Origin of the sequence: Marivita sp. (genome assembly GCF_051251565.1) — a bacterium.
GTDB lineage: Bacteria > Pseudomonadota > Alphaproteobacteria > Rhodobacterales > Rhodobacteraceae > Marivita.
On record NZ_JBPOFB010000004.1, the window covers coordinates 174,447 to 190,725 of the forward strand.

Annotated in this window: 15 protein-coding genes and 4 tRNA genes; 12 read left to right on the top strand and 7 right to left on the bottom strand. The window is 57.9% G+C overall.

Annotated features, from left to right (window positions below; translation table 11 throughout):
• Positions 1-37 precede the first annotated feature (37 nt).
• From ACSHXH_RS07550 to rimK, 3 genes are all read right to left on the bottom strand, one after another.
• Entirely contained in the window at positions 38-286 is a 249-nt protein-coding gene (locus ACSHXH_RS07550) for a hypothetical protein (protein ID WP_435671170.1), read from the bottom strand.
• 3 nt (positions 287-289) lie between these two features.
• Positions 290-652 carry an SUF system Fe-S cluster assembly protein gene (locus ACSHXH_RS07555; RefSeq protein WP_435671171.1) on the bottom strand — a complete coding sequence of 121 codons (363 nt, stop codon included), beginning with the start codon at positions 650-652 and terminating at the stop codon, positions 290-292.
• A 73-nt stretch (positions 653-725) separates the two neighbouring features.
• Complete coding sequence (gene rimK / locus ACSHXH_RS07560; protein WP_435671172.1) at positions 726-2,174, bottom strand: 30S ribosomal protein S6--L-glutamate ligase; 1,449 nt, start codon at positions 2,172-2,174, stop codon at positions 726-728.
• 71 nt (positions 2,175-2,245) lie between these two features.
• Here rimK and tgt point away from each other — a divergent pair, with 71 nt between their 5' ends.
• The 7 genes from tgt to ACSHXH_RS07595 all read left to right on the top strand — a co-directional run bounded on the left by tgt (position 2,246) and on the right by ACSHXH_RS07595 (position 7,765).
• Positions 2,246-3,376, top strand: a complete 1,131-nt coding sequence (tgt, locus tag ACSHXH_RS07565; protein WP_435671173.1) for a tRNA guanosine(34) transglycosylase Tgt — start codon at positions 2,246-2,248, stop codon at positions 3,374-3,376.
• A 75-nt stretch (positions 3,377-3,451) separates the two neighbouring features.
• The gene (locus tag ACSHXH_RS07570; RefSeq protein ID WP_435671174.1) at positions 3,452-4,012 is read left to right on the top strand and encodes a hypothetical protein; all 561 of its coding nucleotides are present in this window, start codon (positions 3,452-3,454) and stop codon (positions 4,010-4,012) included.
• 114 nt (positions 4,013-4,126) lie between these two features.
• Positions 4,127-4,291 carry a hypothetical protein gene (locus ACSHXH_RS07575; RefSeq protein ID WP_435671175.1) on the top strand — a complete coding sequence of 55 codons (165 nt, stop codon included), beginning with the start codon at positions 4,127-4,129 and terminating at the stop codon, positions 4,289-4,291.
• A 191-nt stretch (positions 4,292-4,482) separates the two neighbouring features.
• Positions 4,483-6,888 (top strand): endopeptidase La, encoded by a 2,406-nt coding sequence (gene lon / locus ACSHXH_RS07580; RefSeq protein ID WP_435671176.1) that lies wholly within the window; start codon positions 4,483-4,485, stop codon positions 6,886-6,888.
• Positions 6,889-7,078: 190 nt separating this feature from the next.
• Positions 7,079-7,477, top strand: a complete 399-nt coding sequence (locus ACSHXH_RS07585) for an HU family DNA-binding protein (RefSeq protein WP_435671177.1) — start codon at positions 7,079-7,081, stop codon at positions 7,475-7,477.
• A gap of 19 nt (positions 7,478-7,496) precedes the next feature.
• Positions 7,497-7,571: transfer RNA gene (locus ACSHXH_RS07590), tRNA-Val, on the top strand.
• A gap of 118 nt (positions 7,572-7,689) precedes the next feature.
• Positions 7,690-7,765 (top strand) — tRNA-Val (locus ACSHXH_RS07595).
• A gap of 33 nt (positions 7,766-7,798) precedes the next feature.
• Here ACSHXH_RS07595 and ACSHXH_RS07600 read toward each other — a convergent pair.
• A complete protein-coding gene (locus ACSHXH_RS07600) occupies positions 7,799-8,557 on the bottom strand; it encodes a LytTR family DNA-binding domain-containing protein (protein ID WP_435671178.1) in 759 nt (252 codons plus the stop codon).
• Between the two features lie 285 nt (positions 8,558-8,842).
• Between ACSHXH_RS07600 and ACSHXH_RS07605 the strand changes: the two genes are divergently transcribed.
• From ACSHXH_RS07605 to ACSHXH_RS07615, 3 genes are all read left to right on the top strand, one after another.
• Positions 8,843-9,781: a pirin family protein gene (locus ACSHXH_RS07605; RefSeq protein WP_435671179.1), complete on the top strand. Its 939-nt coding sequence runs from the start codon at positions 8,843-8,845 to the stop codon at positions 9,779-9,781.
• A 143-nt stretch (positions 9,782-9,924) separates the two neighbouring features.
• Positions 9,925-10,001: transfer RNA gene (locus ACSHXH_RS07610), tRNA-Asp, on the top strand.
• A gap of 29 nt (positions 10,002-10,030) precedes the next feature.
• Positions 10,031-10,107: transfer RNA gene (locus tag ACSHXH_RS07615), tRNA-Asp, on the top strand.
• 11 nt (positions 10,108-10,118) lie between these two features.
• Here the strand turns inward: ACSHXH_RS07615 and ACSHXH_RS07620 are convergent.
• The 3 genes from ACSHXH_RS07620 to ACSHXH_RS07630 form a co-directional block, all read right to left on the bottom strand.
• A complete protein-coding gene (locus ACSHXH_RS07620; protein ID WP_435671180.1) occupies positions 10,119-10,943 on the bottom strand; it encodes an alpha/beta fold hydrolase in 825 nt (274 codons plus the stop codon).
• A 32-nt stretch (positions 10,944-10,975) separates the two neighbouring features.
• Positions 10,976-11,542, bottom strand: a complete 567-nt coding sequence (locus ACSHXH_RS07625; RefSeq protein WP_435671181.1) for a hypothetical protein — start codon at positions 11,540-11,542, stop codon at positions 10,976-10,978.
• A gap of 114 nt (positions 11,543-11,656) precedes the next feature.
• Complete coding sequence (locus tag ACSHXH_RS07630) at positions 11,657-13,033, bottom strand: M20/M25/M40 family metallo-hydrolase (RefSeq protein ID WP_435671182.1); 1,377 nt, start codon at positions 13,031-13,033, stop codon at positions 11,657-11,659.
• 285 nt (positions 13,034-13,318) lie between these two features.
• Between ACSHXH_RS07630 and hemA the strand changes: the two genes are divergently transcribed.
• Both hemA and ACSHXH_RS07640 read left to right on the top strand, forming a co-directional pair.
• Positions 13,319-14,542 carry a 5-aminolevulinate synthase gene (gene hemA / locus ACSHXH_RS07635; protein WP_435671183.1) on the top strand — a complete coding sequence of 408 codons (1,224 nt, stop codon included), beginning with the start codon at positions 13,319-13,321 and terminating at the stop codon, positions 14,540-14,542.
• Between the two features lie 128 nt (positions 14,543-14,670).
• Positions 14,671-16,257, top strand: coding sequence for a helix-turn-helix domain-containing protein (locus tag ACSHXH_RS07640; RefSeq protein WP_435671184.1), 1,587 nt, complete (start codon positions 14,671-14,673; stop codon positions 16,255-16,257).
• Positions 16,258-16,279 lie beyond the last annotated feature (22 nt).

Here is a 16,279-nt window from a genome sequence, read left to right on the forward strand (position 1 = left end):
TCTTTCATGAAAAGAAATTGATTTCGCTTGCTTGAGGCTATGCTCTGTCGGCCAAGGACCGGCGCGCCCATGCAGCGGCTTCGTCGGGATCATCCACGGCAGGGTCCGGCGCGGACCAATAGGGCATGCGCGAAAGTTCGGGTGATTTGACCGCATAGGCCCACTGTTCAGAGCGCGTGCTGCCAGGGTAGGCACCCAGCCCGCCAAACATCTTGCGGGTGAACTGGGCGGTAACACTGGGGAAGAAGTCACGGACGAACGTGATCTGTTCGCCGGTGACCGCCATAGCTTACATGAAGCCGAGTTCGAGCCGCGCTTCGTCGGACATCATGTCCATGCCCCAGGGCGGCTCCCACGTGAGTTCGACGTCGACCTGTTTGATTCCGGCCAGTGGTTCAATCGCCTCGGCCACCCAGCCCGGCATTTCGCCAGCAACGGGACAGCCAGGCGCGGTCAGGGTCATGGTCACGCGAACTTCGTTTTCTGACGAGATTTCAAGCGTATACACAAGGCCAAGGTCATAGATATTGACCGGGATTTCCGGATCATAAACGGACCGGCAGGCCTCGACCACCTGATCATAGAGCGGGTGATCGGTGCTTGAGGGTGCGATCAGCGGTGCACCTTCGATTTTGGGGCTCGCGTCGTTCATGTCGATCCTTCCCGTGAGTTCCTGACCAAAGATATAGGGAAAGGCGCAGGGGGGGTAAAGGGGCGCAAGGCGGTCACGGGGCTTTCGGCGCTTTTTTCCGGCGCGGCACTGGGGTGGGACGGACCTTTTCCTCGATCGCATCATAGAGCAGGCCGGCGATGTTTTTGGTGCTGGCGGTCTCGATACCTTCGAGACCGGGAGAGGAGTTCACTTCGAGCACCTTTGGCCCGGAGTTGGAGCGCAGCAGGTCCACGCCGGCAAAGCCCAACCCGAACACCCGTGCGGCACGGGCTGCGGTGTCGCGTTCTTCCTTGCTGATGCGCACCCGTGTTGCGGTGCCGCCGCGATGCAGGTTCGAACGGAAATCCCCGTCCGAGCCGGTGCGCTTCATCGCGGCTACGACTTTGCCGTTTACCACAAGGCAGCGGATGTCTTCGCCGGCGGCCTCTTTCACGAAATCCTGAACCAAAAAGTTCGCCTTGAGGCCGCGAAACGCGTCGATCACCGACTCTGCGGCTTTCTTGGTTTCGGCCAGCACAACGCCTTTTCCTTGGGTTGATTCGAGCAGCTTGACGATCAGGGGGGCGGTGCCGACCAAACCGATCAGGTTAGATGTGTCTTTGGGAGAGTTCGCAAAGGCGGTGGGCGGCATGCCGATGCGGTGACGCGCGAGGATCTGGTGGGCGTGCAATTTGTCCCGGCTCGAGGTGATGCCGGTGCTGCCATTCACCACATAGGTGCCGATGGATTCGAACTGGCGCACGACGGCGGTGCCGTAGGGGGTGATGGATGCACCGATGCGCGGGATCACGGCGTCATAGCGGGGCAGACGTTTGCCATCGTAATAGACTTCGGGTGCCATCGCGTTGATCGCCATGTAGCACCGCGCGGTGTCGATCACTTCGACCGAGTGTCCGCGCCCTTCGCCTTCTTCCACCAGCCGGTCGGTGGAATAGTTGTTTTCGCGGCTGAGCACCGCAATGCGCAGCGCGCGGTTCGGGGCGATCTTGCGCATCTTTGGGGTGTGGTAGACGTCGAAATCCAGCTCGGGCTGGTAGAAGCGTTCGCTGGGCACGATGTTGACGTGATCCTTGAGCGCTTGACGCCCCAAAAGCATCCGGTTGCTCATGGTGCCTCGGTCAGTGAGGGTGATTTCAATGTCCCACATCTGTCCACCAACGGACAATTGCGATGCGATCACATAGCGGCTTTCGGTTTCACCGTTCGACGAGGTGATGTCGCGGCGGTCCACGATGGGGGCAGAGCAGGGGATCATGAGGTCTTCGCGCCCAGGAATGGGATGCACGGCAAAGCGGACCCTGGGTTTGGAGGCAGAGCCGAACACCTCGATATCGGCGGCGTGCAGCGCTGATGTGCGCGCGCCGGTGTCCACCTTGGCGCGAATGGCAGGCAGGCCAAGGTTTGGCAGGCTGACCCATTCTTCCCAGCCAAAGGTCAGGGGGGCGTCGTCACTTGGCCCCGCGCCCTCGGGTGCGGGAGTGGCAGATAGGATCTCAGACATGGGAATCGCGCCTCCTTGGCAATTTGCGTGATTTGGCGCACAAGGGCGCGCTCTGCAAGTAAGGCCAGATCATGACAGTTTCTTCTTCCTTCGCCCTGCACGCCACCGATGGGACGGCGCGCACAGGTGCCATCACCACACCGCGCGGCACAATCCGCACGCCGGCCTTTATGCCCGTGGGCACGGCGGCCACCGTCAAGGCGATGATGCCCGAAAGCGTGGCTGCCACCGGGGCGGATATCTTGTTGGGCAACACGTATCATCTGATGCTGCGCCCCACCGCAGAGCGGATCGATCGTCTGGGCGGGCTGCACAAGTTCATGAATTGGGACAAGCCGATCCTCACGGATTCGGGCGGGTTTCAGGTGATGAGCCTCGCTGATCTGCGCAAGCTCACGGAAAAGGGTGTGACCTTCAAATCGCATATCGACGGGTCCAAGCACGAGCTTACCCCCGAACGGTCGATGGAGATCCAGCGTTTGCTTGGGTCCGATATCGTGATGTGTTTCGACGAATGCCCCGCGCTGCCCGCTGACCGGGAGCGGATCGCAGACTCTATGCGGTTGTCCATGCGCTGGGCGGAACGGTCGAAAGAGGCGTTTGGGGATCGGCCCGGCCATATGCTGTTCGGTATTCAGCAAGGTGGATTGGAACAGGATTTCCGCGAGGAATCGGCCGAGGCGCTTAAGGCAATTGGCTTTGATGGGTACGCGGTTGGCGGGTTGGCCGTGGGCGAAGGCCAGGACGCGATGTTCGGCTGTCTGGACTATGCGCCGGGGCAATTGCCCGATGACAAGCCACGCTACCTCATGGGGGTGGGCAAGCCCGACGATATCGTGGGGGCGGTGAAGCGCGGGATCGACATGATGGATTGTGTTCTGCCGTCGCGGTCGGGGCGGACCGGGCAGGCGTGGACACGGCACGGGCAGGTCAATATCAAGAACGCGCGGCATCAGGACGATCCGCGCCCACTGGACGAGGCGTGCACCTGTCCCACCTGCCGGAACTACAGCCGTGCGTATCTGCACCATGTGTTCCGCGCGCAAGAGATGATTTCGGGGATGCTGCTGACCTGGCATAACCTGCATTACTACCAAGAACTGATGCAGGGGATGCGCGACGCGATTGCTGCGGGCCGCTTTGCCGCTTTCGAGACAGAGTTTCATGCCAAGCGCATCGAGGGTGACATTGATCCGCTCTGACCCGTTTTACTGTGCCCCTGTACATATATTTTGCATCGCATATGAAGAGGATGAGCGTTTCTAGGAGGTGTCAGGATGCGTCTATTGATTTCCACGGCCGCAGTGGTCGGTGTTCTGAGTGCTGTGGCTGCCTTTGCGCAGATGCAGGGTGGCGGACATGGCCATATGCACGGCGCGGATGGCACCGGGCATAACATGGCGACAATGCCGGGATTGCAGGGCGAAAACGCCACGGCTGAAGAAAGCGCAGAACTGGCCCTGATGTTCCGCAAGTTCCAGACCATGAGCCGCGAGGTAGAGAACCTGCCCAACGGTATTCGCACGGTCACCCGGTCCTCTGATCCCGAGGTGATGGACGCGCTGGTGAGCCACACGGTCGGAATGATCGACCGGGTGGGCCAGATGGACGATCCCAAGATCCGCATCCAAAGCCCGACGCTTGATATCTTTTTTGCGCGGGGTGACCATATCCTGTCCGAAGTTGATGTGACCGAAGACGGTGTGATCGTGATCCAAACCTCAGACGACCCCGAAATTGTCGCCGCGATGCAGGTGCACGCCGCCGAAGTGACGGCAATGGTCGAGCAGGGCATGCATGCGGTTCACATGATGATGATGAATCGCGCGTCGAACTGACTGCGTGTCTAACGGGGCGTTCTGACGCCGCGTGCCGTGGGGGCGAGACCTTGCGGCGGCGCTATGGTTGGGGCAAAGCTGGCATATCGCCCGCAACGGGCTCAGGAGCCGATCATGAACTACAAGCAATCCGGTGCAGCCAAGTCCAGCAAGGGTGCGCCGAAATTCGATGCCCACAAGACACCTGCCACAGGCAAAGGGGCCTCGGACACGCATTCTGGCAAGACCGCGCTTTTGGCACGGATGAAAGCGGCTGCGACAAAGACCAAGGACGACTGAGCCCCTATAGGGGTTAACCCTCGTTCCAAAAGCCACCTTGCAGGCCTCGGACATCAAGATATGGTGCCTTTAGCTGGAGCAAGGTTGAAACCTACAGGGGTCAGACCCACCTTATAGCTCCAAGACCGGAGATGGTCAGCGCTGCCGCCGAGCGGGGCCGATGCCATCTTGCCAATAATAAGGATACGAGCATGCAAGAGTCTCTTAACGCCTCATACCCAGTGCTGCCGCTGCGGGATATTGTTGTTTTCCCGCATATGATCGTCCCGCTTTTCGTCGGACGAGACAAATCGGTGCGCGCGTTGGAAGAGGTGATGTCAGATGACAAGCAGATCCTGCTTGCCAGCCAGATGGACCCGGCGGAAGATGATCCGCAGGTCGATGGAATTTATCGGACCGGCGTTCTGGCCAATGTGCTGCAATTGCTCAAGCTGCCCGACGGCACCGTCAAGGTGTTGGTCGAAGGCCAGGGCCGTGTGCGCATCACCGAATACCTCGAAAACGACAACTTCTTTGAGGCACGCGCCGAGGTTTTGGCCGAAATGCCCGGTGACCCGGCTGCGATAGAAGCACTTGTGCGCACCGTCGGCGAAGAGTTCGAGCGCTACTCCAAGGTCAAGAAGAACGTGCCGGACGAAGCGCTGGGCGCTGTGTCCGAAGCCGACGCGCCAGCCAAGCTGGCCGATCTGGTGGCAGGTCACCTCGGCATCGAAGTTGAACAGAAGCAGGAGCTTTTGGAGACGCTGTCGGTCAGTGAAAGGCTGGAAAAGGTCTACGGCCTGATGCAAGGCGAGATGAGCGTTTTGCAGGTCGAGAAAAAGATCAAAACCCGCGTCAAATCCCAGATGGAGCGCACGCAGCGTGAGTATTATCTGAATGAGCAGATGAAGGCCATTCAGAAGGAATTGGGCGACGGCGAAGACGGCCAGAACGAAGTGGCGGAGCTGGAAGGCCGGGTCAACGCGACCAAGCTGTCCAAAGAAGCCCGCGAAAAGGCTGACGCGGAGATCAAAAAGCTCAAGAATATGAGCCCGATGAGCGCCGAAGCCACCGTCGTGCGCAATTATCTTGACTGGATGCTGTCGATCCCGTGGGGCGTGAAATCACGCGTCAAGAAAGACCTCGGCAACGCCGAAGCTGTTCTGGATGCGGATCATTACGGGCTTGAGAAGGTCAAGGAACGTATTGTTGAATACCTTGCCGTGCAGCAGCGCAGCAAAAAGCTGAAAGGCCCGATCATGTGCCTTGTCGGCCCTCCGGGCGTGGGCAAGACATCGTTGGGCAAATCGGTCGCCAAGGCCACGGGACGTGAATTTATCCGCATTTCGCTTGGCGGCGTGCGCGACGAATCCGAAATTCGGGGCCACCGCCGGACCTATATCGGTTCTATGCCGGGCAAGATCATTCAGGCGCTGAAGAAAGCGAAAACGACGAACCCGCTGATCCTTCTCGATGAGATTGACAAGATGGGTCAGGACTTCCGGGGCGATCCGGCGTCGGCCATGCTCGAAGTGCTTGATCCGGAACAGAACGGAACCTTCGTGGACCACTATCTTGAGGTCGAATACGATCTGTCCAACGTGATGTTCTTGACCACGGCCAACAGCTACAACATGCCCGGACCGCTTTTGGACCGGATGGAGATCATTCCCCTTGCCGGGTACACCGAAGAGGAAAAGGCCGAGATTGCATCGCGCCACCTGATTTCCAAGCAGGTCAAGAACCACGGCCTCAAGAAGGGCGAGTTCGAGCTGACGGGTGACGCGCTGACCGACATGATCCGCTATTACACCCGTGAAGCCGGGGTGCGAAACCTTGAGCGTGAAATCTCCAAGCTGGCGCGCAAGGCGGTGACCAAGATCGTCAAAAAAGAAGAAGAGCGGGTGGTCGTTGCATCCGACAACCTGTCCGATTTTCTTGGCGTTCGAAAATACCGCTACGGTCTGGCCGAAGACGAGAACCAGGTGGGAGTCGTCACCGGGCTGGCCTATACCAGCGTGGGGGGCGACCTGCTTCACATCGAAGCGCTCAAGCTGCCGGGCAAGGGTCGTATGAAGACCACGGGCAAGTTGGGCGATGTGATGAAGGAATCCATTGAGGCGGCGGCCAGCTACGTCCGCTCCATCTCTCCCCAGATCGGCGTGAAGCCACCAAAGTTTGACAAGATGGATATCCACGTGCACGTCCCCGATGGGGCCACGCCCAAGGATGGCCCCTCTGCCGGTCTTGCGATGGTGACGTCGATTGTCTCTGTGCTCACAGGTATTCCAGTACGGCGTGACATTGCCATGACTGGTGAAGTGTCCTTGCGCGGCAACGCAATGCCGATTGGTGGGTTGAAGGAAAAACTGCTTGCGGCTCTGCGGGGCGGAATCAAGACAGTTCTGATCCCCAAGGAAAACGAAAAAGACTTGGTGGAACTGCCGGATAACGTGAAAAACGGGCTTGAGATCATTGCCGTAGAACACGTGTCTGAAGTTCTCAAGCTGGCACTGGTCGGCACACCCGAGCCGATTGAGTGGGACGAGGCCGCCGAAGAAGCCGCGGCGCTTGCAATGGCCAAAGGCAACGGCGGCGCATCTGCCATCGCGCACTGAGCCACGCCACGCCACACGATCGAAACGCCGCTCCGATTGGGGCGGCGTTTTGCGTTTTTGAAACGTGTGTCCGTGCCCAAACCCTGCATTTTGTGTCTGTGTTGCGTCAAAATACTGGATAAAGTTTCTATCTTTAGTATGGTGCGCATACATTCGCCACAAAAATCAGAGCAGGCAAAGGATGAGTCCAATGGCGACGACCAAGAAGCCAACACCGACCACACCGCGCAAAACCACAAAGACGGAAGCCGCGATCAATGCGGCGGCACAGACACCCGACCCGGAAGTGGTGGTCAATGAGACCCCCAAGATCACTGGTCCGGAGTTGAAGAAGAAAGAACTGATCGACACGGTCGTTGCCCGTAGCGGCGTCAAAAAGCGCGAGGTTAAGCCCGTGGTCGAGGCCATGCTGGCCATTTTGGGCGAAACGATTGCCGATGGCCGCGAATTGAACCTTGCGCCGATGGGCAAGCTCAAGATCACGCGCATGAAAAAGACGACCAAGGCGCATATCATCACGACGCGTCTGCGCCGCAATGAACAGTATCAGGCAGATGCGCCGGACCCTCTTGCACAGGCTGCCGAGTGACGCTATGACGCCGCCCAACGGGTGATTAGCTCAGTGGTAGAGCGCTTCGTTCACATCGAAGATGTCAGGGGTTCAAATCCCTTATCACCCACCATGAACAACAACGCGCTGCCCTGATCGGGCCGCGCGTTTTGCATTTTGCAAACCCATGCGGATGAAGTGCAAAAAGACTCTTGCGCGCAGGGAATAGCTTGGCTAAACGACACGCCAGCGGGTGATTAGCTCAGTTGGTAGAGCGCTTCGTTTACACCGAAGATGTCGGGAGTTCGAGTCTCTCATCACCCACCATTCCCTGTCCAATTGGCGCGAGACGGCGGCACTTTATTGCAACGGGTGCACGTTATTTTCCAACCAATCCAGAACGTTGTCGATACGGGTCCGTGCGATGGGAACTTCTGTATCGTCGCGCAATCGCAGGATCATCCGCCCATCCTTGCGTTCGGCTTTGATACTAGTGTCTTTGGCGACCCACCAAGATCGGTGCGGCTGAATGCCGTCTTCGATCTGTGCTTGTGCGACAATGTCGCTGAGGCGCGCGCGGGCCACAGAGGTCGCGTTCTCAAAGGTCATGTGCACATGGTGTTCGCGGGCTTCAATGTGAAGCAATCCTGACAGGTCTATTCTTTCGCCACCGACCACAAAATGGCGGCTTTGCTGTTCGTTTTCGATCTCTTCGCGAACACCGGGCATGATATAGCGAAAAAACACCGTCTCCAAGCCTTGTACGGAAAAGAAGTAAAACACCATTTGCGATGCGACTTCGTAAGGGAAAGTGCCGCCGCTCATGTATGTGACCGAGATTTCACACAAGAACACGGTGGGAAGCAGGGCGATAAACCCCAAAACCGGCGCGGGCATGCGAAGCGACGGCCAGCGATGGCTCAGGGCGGCCAAAACGAAGAATTCCAGATGGTAAAACAACAGGTAGACCGAAAACGCGATGGGCCAGAAAATCACGTTGAACCAAAGCGGCACATAGCTGCGTGCGCCGGATGGATCGGCTGCAAAGAAGGTAAGCAAGCATAGCAGCACAAAAAGCAGCGTGCGTTTATGGCCAAGAACACGGCTATAGGTTGCCATGCTGAATGCCAGCTGACCACCAATCATATCCCACAATTTCACTTCGGTCGTTAAAAGTCGTTTCACAGCGCGGTGTTCGCCCATTTGCTTTGAGCGCAACAATATAAGCCTTTCGGGTTTGAGCAATCGCAAGTTGCTCATATGCGATCACAAAAGATATTAAACTGACGCTAAATGGCATCAGGTTTGAAGTGTGTGCGTATTTGCACGAAGCTCTATGAATGTCAGCAGTTTATGAATTTATGCACGGTGCTATGTCTCAGAATATCAAAGGAGACGCACGCTATGAGTTGGAACCCCGCACTTGATCCGCATTGCCCTACTGGGGAAGAGGTGGACCTTATCGATACCGTCATCATTCCCCGCGCCCGTGATCTGGGCGGGTTCGAGGTGCGGCGTGCCTTACCTGCACCGCGCCGTCAAATGGTTGGACCATTCATCTTTTTCGACCAGATGGGTCCGGCAGAATTCCTGCCCTCGCGGGGGCTAGATGTGCGTCCGCATCCGCATATTGGGCTGGCCACGATCAGCTATCTATATCGCGGACGGATGCACCACCGGGACAGTCTGGGCACAGATCAATGGATCGAACCAGGCGCGGTCAACTGGATGGTTGCCGGGCATGGGATCACCCATTCCGAACGTACGGATGATACGACACAAAAGGATCCAATGCCGTTTTTTGGGATTCAAACATGGGTGGCGCTGCCGAAAGACCATGAAGACCGAGCACCGGAATTCGTGCATGCGGCACCGTCGGAATTGCCGCTCATCCAAGCCGAGGGCAAAGATGTACGGCTGATCCTTGGGGCGGCCTATGGTGAGACAGCGCCGGTCAAGATGGCGTCCGAGATGTTCTATGCCGACGCGGTGTTGCAAGCGGGGGCGGCGATCCCGTTGCCGGACAATCATGAAGACCGGGGCGTCTACGTTGTGGAGGGATCGATCACCGTTGCGGGCGACACCTATGAGGCTGGGCAGATGATGGTGTTCAGGCCCGGCGACAACGTGTCTTTGCAGGCCGGTGACCGGGGTGCGCGGCTGATGATGTTGGGGGGCGATACGTTGGAAGGCCCGCGTTACATCTGGTGGAACTTTGTGGCGTCTTCACAAGAACGGATCGAAGAGGCCAAAGACGCGTGGCGGCGTGAAGATTGGGCGGATGGTCGGTTTCACTTGCCTCCGGGGGATGATGAAGAGTTCATTCCGCTGCCTGAAAAATAAGAGCTGCGTTGGCGAAATTGTCATGAGGAAAACAGTGTTTCTGGCGCGTGTAAATTTTGCGCCAGAAAAGCTGAGGAAAGCGCTTGACGGGGCAGGGCACTGACCATAGAACCCGCGACACGCCCAGATGCGGGCGGCAGTGAGCGGTTGTAGCTCAGTTGGTTAGAGTACCGGCCTGTCACGCCGGGGGTCGCGGGTTCGAGCCCCGTCAACCGCGCCATCACTGCCTATCGCATCAGCGTGAAATGCGCGGTTGTAGCTCAGTTGGTTAGAGTACCGGCCTGTCACGCCGGGGGTCGCGGGTTCGAGCCCCGTCAACCGCGCCATTTCACACTTTTCACAACGATGTCAGGAACTTGATCAAGGCGTCCGTTGTGGCCTTGGGTGATTGGTCTGGAAAGAAATGACCGCCCTCGATGGCCGTGTGGCGCATATCGGACAGCCTGTCTTGCCATGTCGCTGGCACGTCCAGCAAATGGGCCATGGCGCCATCCTCGCCGTACAGAACCAAAGACGGGCAGGTCACCTTGCGGGACAGGTCGTTCCGGTCGTGATCCCAATCAATCTCGATTGCGGCGCGGTAGTCGTCGCACATTGCGCGAATGCAGGCCGGATCGCGCCACGCGCTGCGGTATTCGGCCAGCAGGTCGGGGTCGAAATCCTCAAGGCTGGCTTTGCCGAATCCCAAGAGGCAGCGTTCGAAATACGCGTCCGGGTCATGACCGATCATGGTTTCGGGAAACGGAAACGGCTGGGCCAGAAACAGCCAGTGGTAATACGCCTTGGCAATCCCGGTGCTCATATGCGTCAGCAGGTGCTCTGTGGGTACGATGTCCATCACCGTCAGGCTGAGCACGGCATCCGGGTGATCCAAAGCCATGCGGTGCGCTGTGCGCGCGCCACGGTCATGTCCAACCACGTGGAAGCGGTGGTGCCCAAGCGCTGCCATTAGCGCCACCATGTCCTGCGCCATCAGGCGGAAACTCATATCTTGGGTAGCGGCGGGTTTGCCGCTTTGGCCGTAGCCGCGCAGATCAGCTGTCACGACCGTGAATCGGTTTGTCAGGGCAGGCACCATGGGACGCCACATTGCGCGGGTCTGGGGAAAGCCGTGCAAAAGCAAAAGAGGCGGCCCGTTTCCGGCCACCTCATATGCGATCATCTCGTTGTTTTTTGTCGGTCTGAGTGTTTTCGTCATTTCGGTGACGATGAAACCATCACAACACTGGTCCAGTCAATGCTTGCAATGCGCGCAGTCTGATTCTGGGCCAACGTAATCAGGTCAGATGGGCTTTCGAAGCCGACATATTGCAGACCCGCATTGATATAGGTTTCGTCTATTGTGCTGAATCCAATGGCTGCGACGGCCCCGGCCACCAAACCACCTGCGTTCCAGCGTCCCGTCGCACGCGGGTTCATGATGCGGATCACGTTCACAAGGTAGAACACGACGAGCCCAATGATGAGGATCGACACGCCGTACATGGCATAGTTCAGGAATTGGGCTGGCCAACCAAGGTTCAGAAGAAACGCCTGGACCGTGTCCGGATCGTTGGCAGCGAACAATGCCGCAATGGCAAGGCCAAAGCCGAGACCAGACATCAGGATCGGACTTTCCGACGCTTTGCCCGACGAAGTCCCCAATTCCCAAGGTTTGCGTTCATCACGCGCTTTCGCCGGCGTGGCCGCAAACGCAGGATCGAGCCGTTCAATACGGCTGATGAAGTCATCACGATCCTGTTTTTTCAATATGCGTGTCATGCTGTAATCAATCGCGCGGAAATGTGTTCAGAATTAGAGCCCACTGCGGCTTATATGCGGAAAACTTGATCTGTTTTTCCCCTCCGACGCGACGTCTCATGCCACAATTGCCGCCTATTGCGCGCTCAGCGCGTCAAGAATGCGTGCCCAGCTGCGGGTTCCTTTATGAAAGCTCTCGATGTCGTATTTTTCATTGGGGCTGTGGATTTGGTCATCATCCTTGCCAAATCCGATCAACATCGATTCCGTTCCAAGTACGGATTGAAAATACCCGGCAACAGGTATCGACCCGCCGCTGCCAATAAAGGCGGCCTCGTCGGGCCACTCATCGCTGAGTGCCTTGCGGGCGGCTTCAAAGGCGGGGGCGTCAATCGACATCACCGATGCGGGTGCTGCACCATCGCTTTTGAAGGTGACCGTGCAGTCGCGCGGCAGCATCGCTTCAACCATCTGGCGAAAGCTTTTGTCGATGGCGTCTGGGTCTTGGTCGCCGACCAGCCGGAAACTGATCTTGGCGCTGGCCTTTGAGGGCAGGACGGTTTTGAACCCTGCACCTGTATAGCCGCCGCTGATGCCATTTACCTCGCAGGTGGGGCGTGCCCAGATCATTTCAAGCGCGCTGCGGCCGGCCTCGCCTGCAAGCTCAGACAGGCCAACATCCTTCAGGAAACCTGCGTGGTCGAACCCAAGCGAGTCCCATTGCGCACGCAACTCATCTGAAATCTCGGTCACGCCGTCATAAAATCCCGGAACAGTGATCTTGCCGTTCTCGTCATGCAGCGCCGCGATGATGTGCGCCAGCACGCGGATTGGATTGATGGCCGGGCCGCCATACATCCCGGAATGCAGGTCGCGGCTTGGGCCGGTGATGGTGATTTCCTGCTTGAGCATCCCGCGAAGCATTGTCGTGATTGCGGGCACACGGCTGTCATAGAGGCCTGTGTCGCAGATCAGGGCGATGTCGGTTTTCAACTCGTCGGCATGGTCCCTTAGGAACGGCACCAATGATGGTGACCCCGATTCCTCTTCGCCCTCAAAAAAGAATGTGATTTTGCAGGGCAGGGCACCGTGGACCTCTTTCCATGCGCGGCAGGCTTCGACAAAGGTCATGAGCTGTCCCTTGTCGTCCGATGTGCCCCGGCCCCGGATCACGCGGCCTTTGGGGCTGTCTTCGATCTGTGGGTCAAACGGGTCATTGTCCCATAGCTCAAGCGGGTCGACCGGTTGCACATCGTAATGGCCATAGAACAACAGATGCGGCCCCGGTCCATCAACATGGCCAACAACCATCGGGTGACCGGGTGTGACGCGTTTTTCCGCATCGATGCCGATAGAGCGCAGGTCTGCGACCAGCCAATCGGCGGCGCGGTCACAGTCTTGGGTGAATGCGGGATCTGTCGAGATCGACGGTATCCGAAGAAATGCCTTGAGCCGTTCAAGGCTGTCAGGGAGTTGGGAATCAATACGGTCCAGGACAGATTCGACAGACATTGCGGCGTTCCTTTTGGTGATATCGCCGGACCCTATCACCGCTTCGGAGACTGTCCAGCCGGTCTGGCGGTCTTTGCGCGGGGTCAATGATGCAGGAAAAATGCAGATTTTATTGGTCAAAACCACCGGTCCGGTTTGCGCTTTGACACAGATCAAGGCTGCGACGGTTGGTCATTCCCTAATCAGATTGTCATGGGGATATCTGACCTATATCCATTCTAAATCGTGAATGCGACGTGGTGCGACGGAAACGGCACCTAAGATCGCAGCCTGAAGGAGACGCCGGTGGACTACACTGACAAACTCGACGAAGCCTTGAATCGCCTGCACGAGGAAGGGCGCTACCGGACGTTTATCGACATCGAACGTCAGAATGGGCAATTCCCCCATGCGGTCTGGCGCAAGCCCGACGGTACAGAGCAGGACATCACCGTCTGGTGCGGGAATGACTATCTTGGCATGGGGCAGCACCCTGCGGTTCTTGACGCCATGCACGAGGCGCTGGATGCCACGGGTGCAGGCTCTGGTGGGACACGCAACATCTCCGGAACGACCGTCTATCACAAGCGGCTTGAAGTCGAGATTGCAGACCTGCACCAGAAAGAAGCGGCGCTTTTGTTCACGTCGGCCTACATTGCCAATGATGCAACGCTGTCGACCTTGCCCAAGCTTTTTCCGGGTCTTATCATCTATTCCGACGCGCTCAATCATGCGTCCATGATCGAAGGTGTGCGTCGCAACGGCGGAGCGAAGCGCATTTTCAGGCATAACGATGTTGCGCACCTGCGCGCATTGCTGGCGGCGGACGATCCCGATGTGCCCAAGCTGATCGCGTTTGAATCGATCTATTCGATGGATGGTGATTTCGGGCCGATCAAGGCGATCTGTGATCTGGCAGACGAATTCGGTGCTCTGACCTATATTGACGAAGTCCACGCTGTCGGCATGTACGGGCCGCGCGGCGCAGGTGTGGCAGAGCGCGACGGCCTGATGGGCCGGATCGACATCATCAATGGTACCCTTGCCAAGGCCTATGGCGTCATGGGCGGCTATATCGCCGCGTCCGAGAAAATGTGTGACGCGATCAGGTCTTATGCGCCGGGTTTCATCTTTACCACGTCCTTGCCGCCTGCGGTTGCCGCCGGGGCCGCCGCGTCTGTGGCGCATCTGAAGAAAGACCAAAGCCTGCGGGACAAGCACCAATTGCAGGCGCGTATTCTCAAGATGCGTCTCAAGGGGCTTGGCTTGCCGATTGTGGATCATGGCAGCCACATCATCCCTGTGATTGTAGGAGACCCGGTCCACACCAAGAAAATGTCCGACATGATGCTGGACCGGTTTGGGATTTATGTGCAGCCGATCAACTATCCAACGGTTCCGCGTGGCACAGAGCGACTTAGATTCACGCCCTCACCGGTACATGGGCCGCAAGAGATTGATAAGCTTGTGCAAGCGATGGATGAACTTTGGGCGCATTGTGCGCTGAATCGTGCCGAATTGAGTGCCTAATACTTGGAATCAGTGCAATAAACCTTGTCGTATGTTAGCGTAGTGGTAATAAAACGCGCGACTCGACTCACCTGGTACGCGCGACGCAGGCAGCGTGTAGACAGTTTGAACGGCAAGGGGCAGCGAGTATGATTGGGCGGAAAACCCCAAAGTCATCGCAGGGTACGACTGAGACCAAACCGCGTGGGTTCGATGATTTCGAACTCAGGCTTGGTGATGTCATGCGGGGCGAACGCGCCACTTTGGGCAAGTCTCTTCTTGATGTGCAGCGCGAGCTGCGCATCAAAGCGAGCTACATCGCCGCAATCGAAAATTGTGATCCCACTGCATTTGATACACCCGGATTTATTGCTGGATATGTGCGTTCCTATGCGCGGTATCTTGGCATGGATCCGGATGACACATACGCCGTCTTCTGTGCCGAAAGCGGATTTGAAACGGCGCACGGGATGTCTGATGCGGCGTCGTCGCGCAAGAAAATAGACGCCACAGTCGCAACCAGCGTCACGTCCGCGCGTGATCCGTTCTCACATCCGTCCTTGCCATTTGCCCCGAGCAGCGACTCCTTTTTGTCCCGGATCGAACCGGGGGCTATCGGATCGACGCTTGTTCTGGCGCTGCTTCTTGGTGGATTGGGTTTTGGCGGATATTCCGTCTTGCAAGAGGTACAGCGCGTGCAGCTTGCGCCTGTCGATCAAACACCCGTTGTTCTCTCTGACCTTGACCCACTCCAGACGTCGACCCCGACGTCTGAGGCGCCTGATGTCGTGGCGGGCACTGGTTTTGGGGCAGGCGTCTTTACGCCGCCTTCCAGTGTCGATTCTTTTGACAGGCTGTACCGTCCGCAAGCGCTGGATGTGCCAGTGCTGGTGGCGCGCGATGCGCCGATCTCTACACTTGATCCAAACCGGGTTGGGTCATTCGCCCAAGCGTCTGGTCAGACGTTGCCAAGTGTCGATCTTGACCCGATTGAGGCGCGTTTTGCCAACGTATCACCTGCGCTGCCCCAAGAGGGTGTGACACTGATTGCAGCACGTCCTGCATGGGTGCGCGTGCGCGGGGATGATCGCTCTGTGATTTTTGAACAGGTCATGGCGGCCGGTGACACATGGACCGTGCCTGCGACAGAAACCGACGCTCTATTGAATGTCGGGGAAAGTGGCGCGCTCTATCTGTCCATCAACGGTCAAACGGTCGGTCCGGTTGGTGCAGCGGGGTCGGTAACGTCGGACATGCCGCTCGACGGGCCGACACTTGCCGCAATTCTGGAACCGGCAGATGCGCAGTCCGACGGCGATCTGTCCCGCGTGCTTGCCGATCTGGGGCGCGACACCACGCAGCCGACCATTGGTCAGCCGAAGATCCTCGAAGACAGTGCGCCGGGGGTGGTCTTGGTTGCGGTGCGTCCAGCATGGATTCGGGTGCGCGCCGCCGATGGCAGCGTCATCTTTGAAACAATCATGAATGCGGGCGACACCTATGCCGTGCCCGCCACCGAAGAACCGCCAACTCTGCGGGTGGGAGAATCCGGTGCGATCTATTTCGCGGTGAACGGCCAAACTTATGGTCCGGCGGGTCCGCGCGGTGCAGTGACATCCAATCTGGCCTTGTCGGTTGATCAATTGACCCAGACCTACACACTGGCGTCCATTGAGGCCGACAGTGACTTGGCGCGGGTTGTCGCAGAACTTGCCGTTCCGAATCCTGTCGACTGAACAGTCACTACAAACCAGGATC

What these genes read in the sequence shown, in the direction of transcription:
- tgt (WP_435671173.1), top strand. Translation starts at nt 2,246, where the DNA reads ATGACAGTTTCTTCTTCCTTCGCCCTGCACGCCACCGATGGGACGGCG.
- ACSHXH_RS07575 (WP_435671175.1), top strand. Translation starts at nt 4,127, where the DNA reads ATGAACTACAAGCAATCCGGTGCAGCCAAGTCCAGCAAGGGTGCGCCG.
- ACSHXH_RS07555 (WP_435671171.1), bottom strand. Translation starts at nt 652, where the DNA reads ATGAACGACGCGAGCCCCAAAATCGAAGGTGCACCGCTGATCGCACCC.
- ACSHXH_RS07585 (WP_435671177.1), top strand. Translation starts at nt 7,079, where the DNA reads ATGGCGACGACCAAGAAGCCAACACCGACCACACCGCGCAAAACCACA.
- ACSHXH_RS07605 (WP_435671179.1), top strand. Translation starts at nt 8,843, where the DNA reads ATGAGTTGGAACCCCGCACTTGATCCGCATTGCCCTACTGGGGAAGAG.
- ACSHXH_RS07600 (WP_435671178.1), bottom strand. Translation starts at nt 8,557, where the DNA reads ATGGCAACCTATAGCCGTGTTCTTGGCCATAAACGCACGCTGCTTTTT.
- lon (WP_435671176.1), top strand. Translation starts at nt 4,483, where the DNA reads ATGCAAGAGTCTCTTAACGCCTCATACCCAGTGCTGCCGCTGCGGGAT.
- ACSHXH_RS07570 (WP_435671174.1), top strand. Translation starts at nt 3,452, where the DNA reads ATGCGTCTATTGATTTCCACGGCCGCAGTGGTCGGTGTTCTGAGTGCT.
- ACSHXH_RS07550 (WP_435671170.1), bottom strand. Translation starts at nt 286, where the DNA reads ATGGCGGTCACCGGCGAACAGATCACGTTCGTCCGTGACTTCTTCCCC.
- ACSHXH_RS07640 (WP_435671184.1), top strand. Translation starts at nt 14,671, where the DNA reads ATGATTGGGCGGAAAACCCCAAAGTCATCGCAGGGTACGACTGAGACC.
- ACSHXH_RS07625 (WP_435671181.1), bottom strand. Translation starts at nt 11,542, where the DNA reads ATGACACGCATATTGAAAAAACAGGATCGTGATGACTTCATCAGCCGT.
- ACSHXH_RS07620 (WP_435671180.1), bottom strand. Translation starts at nt 10,943, where the DNA reads ATGATCGCATATGAGGTGGCCGGAAACGGGCCGCCTCTTTTGCTTTTG.
- rimK (WP_435671172.1), bottom strand. Translation starts at nt 2,174, where the DNA reads ATGTCTGAGATCCTATCTGCCACTCCCGCACCCGAGGGCGCGGGGCCA.
- ACSHXH_RS07630 (WP_435671182.1), bottom strand. Translation starts at nt 13,033, where the DNA reads ATGTCTGTCGAATCTGTCCTGGACCGTATTGATTCCCAACTCCCTGAC.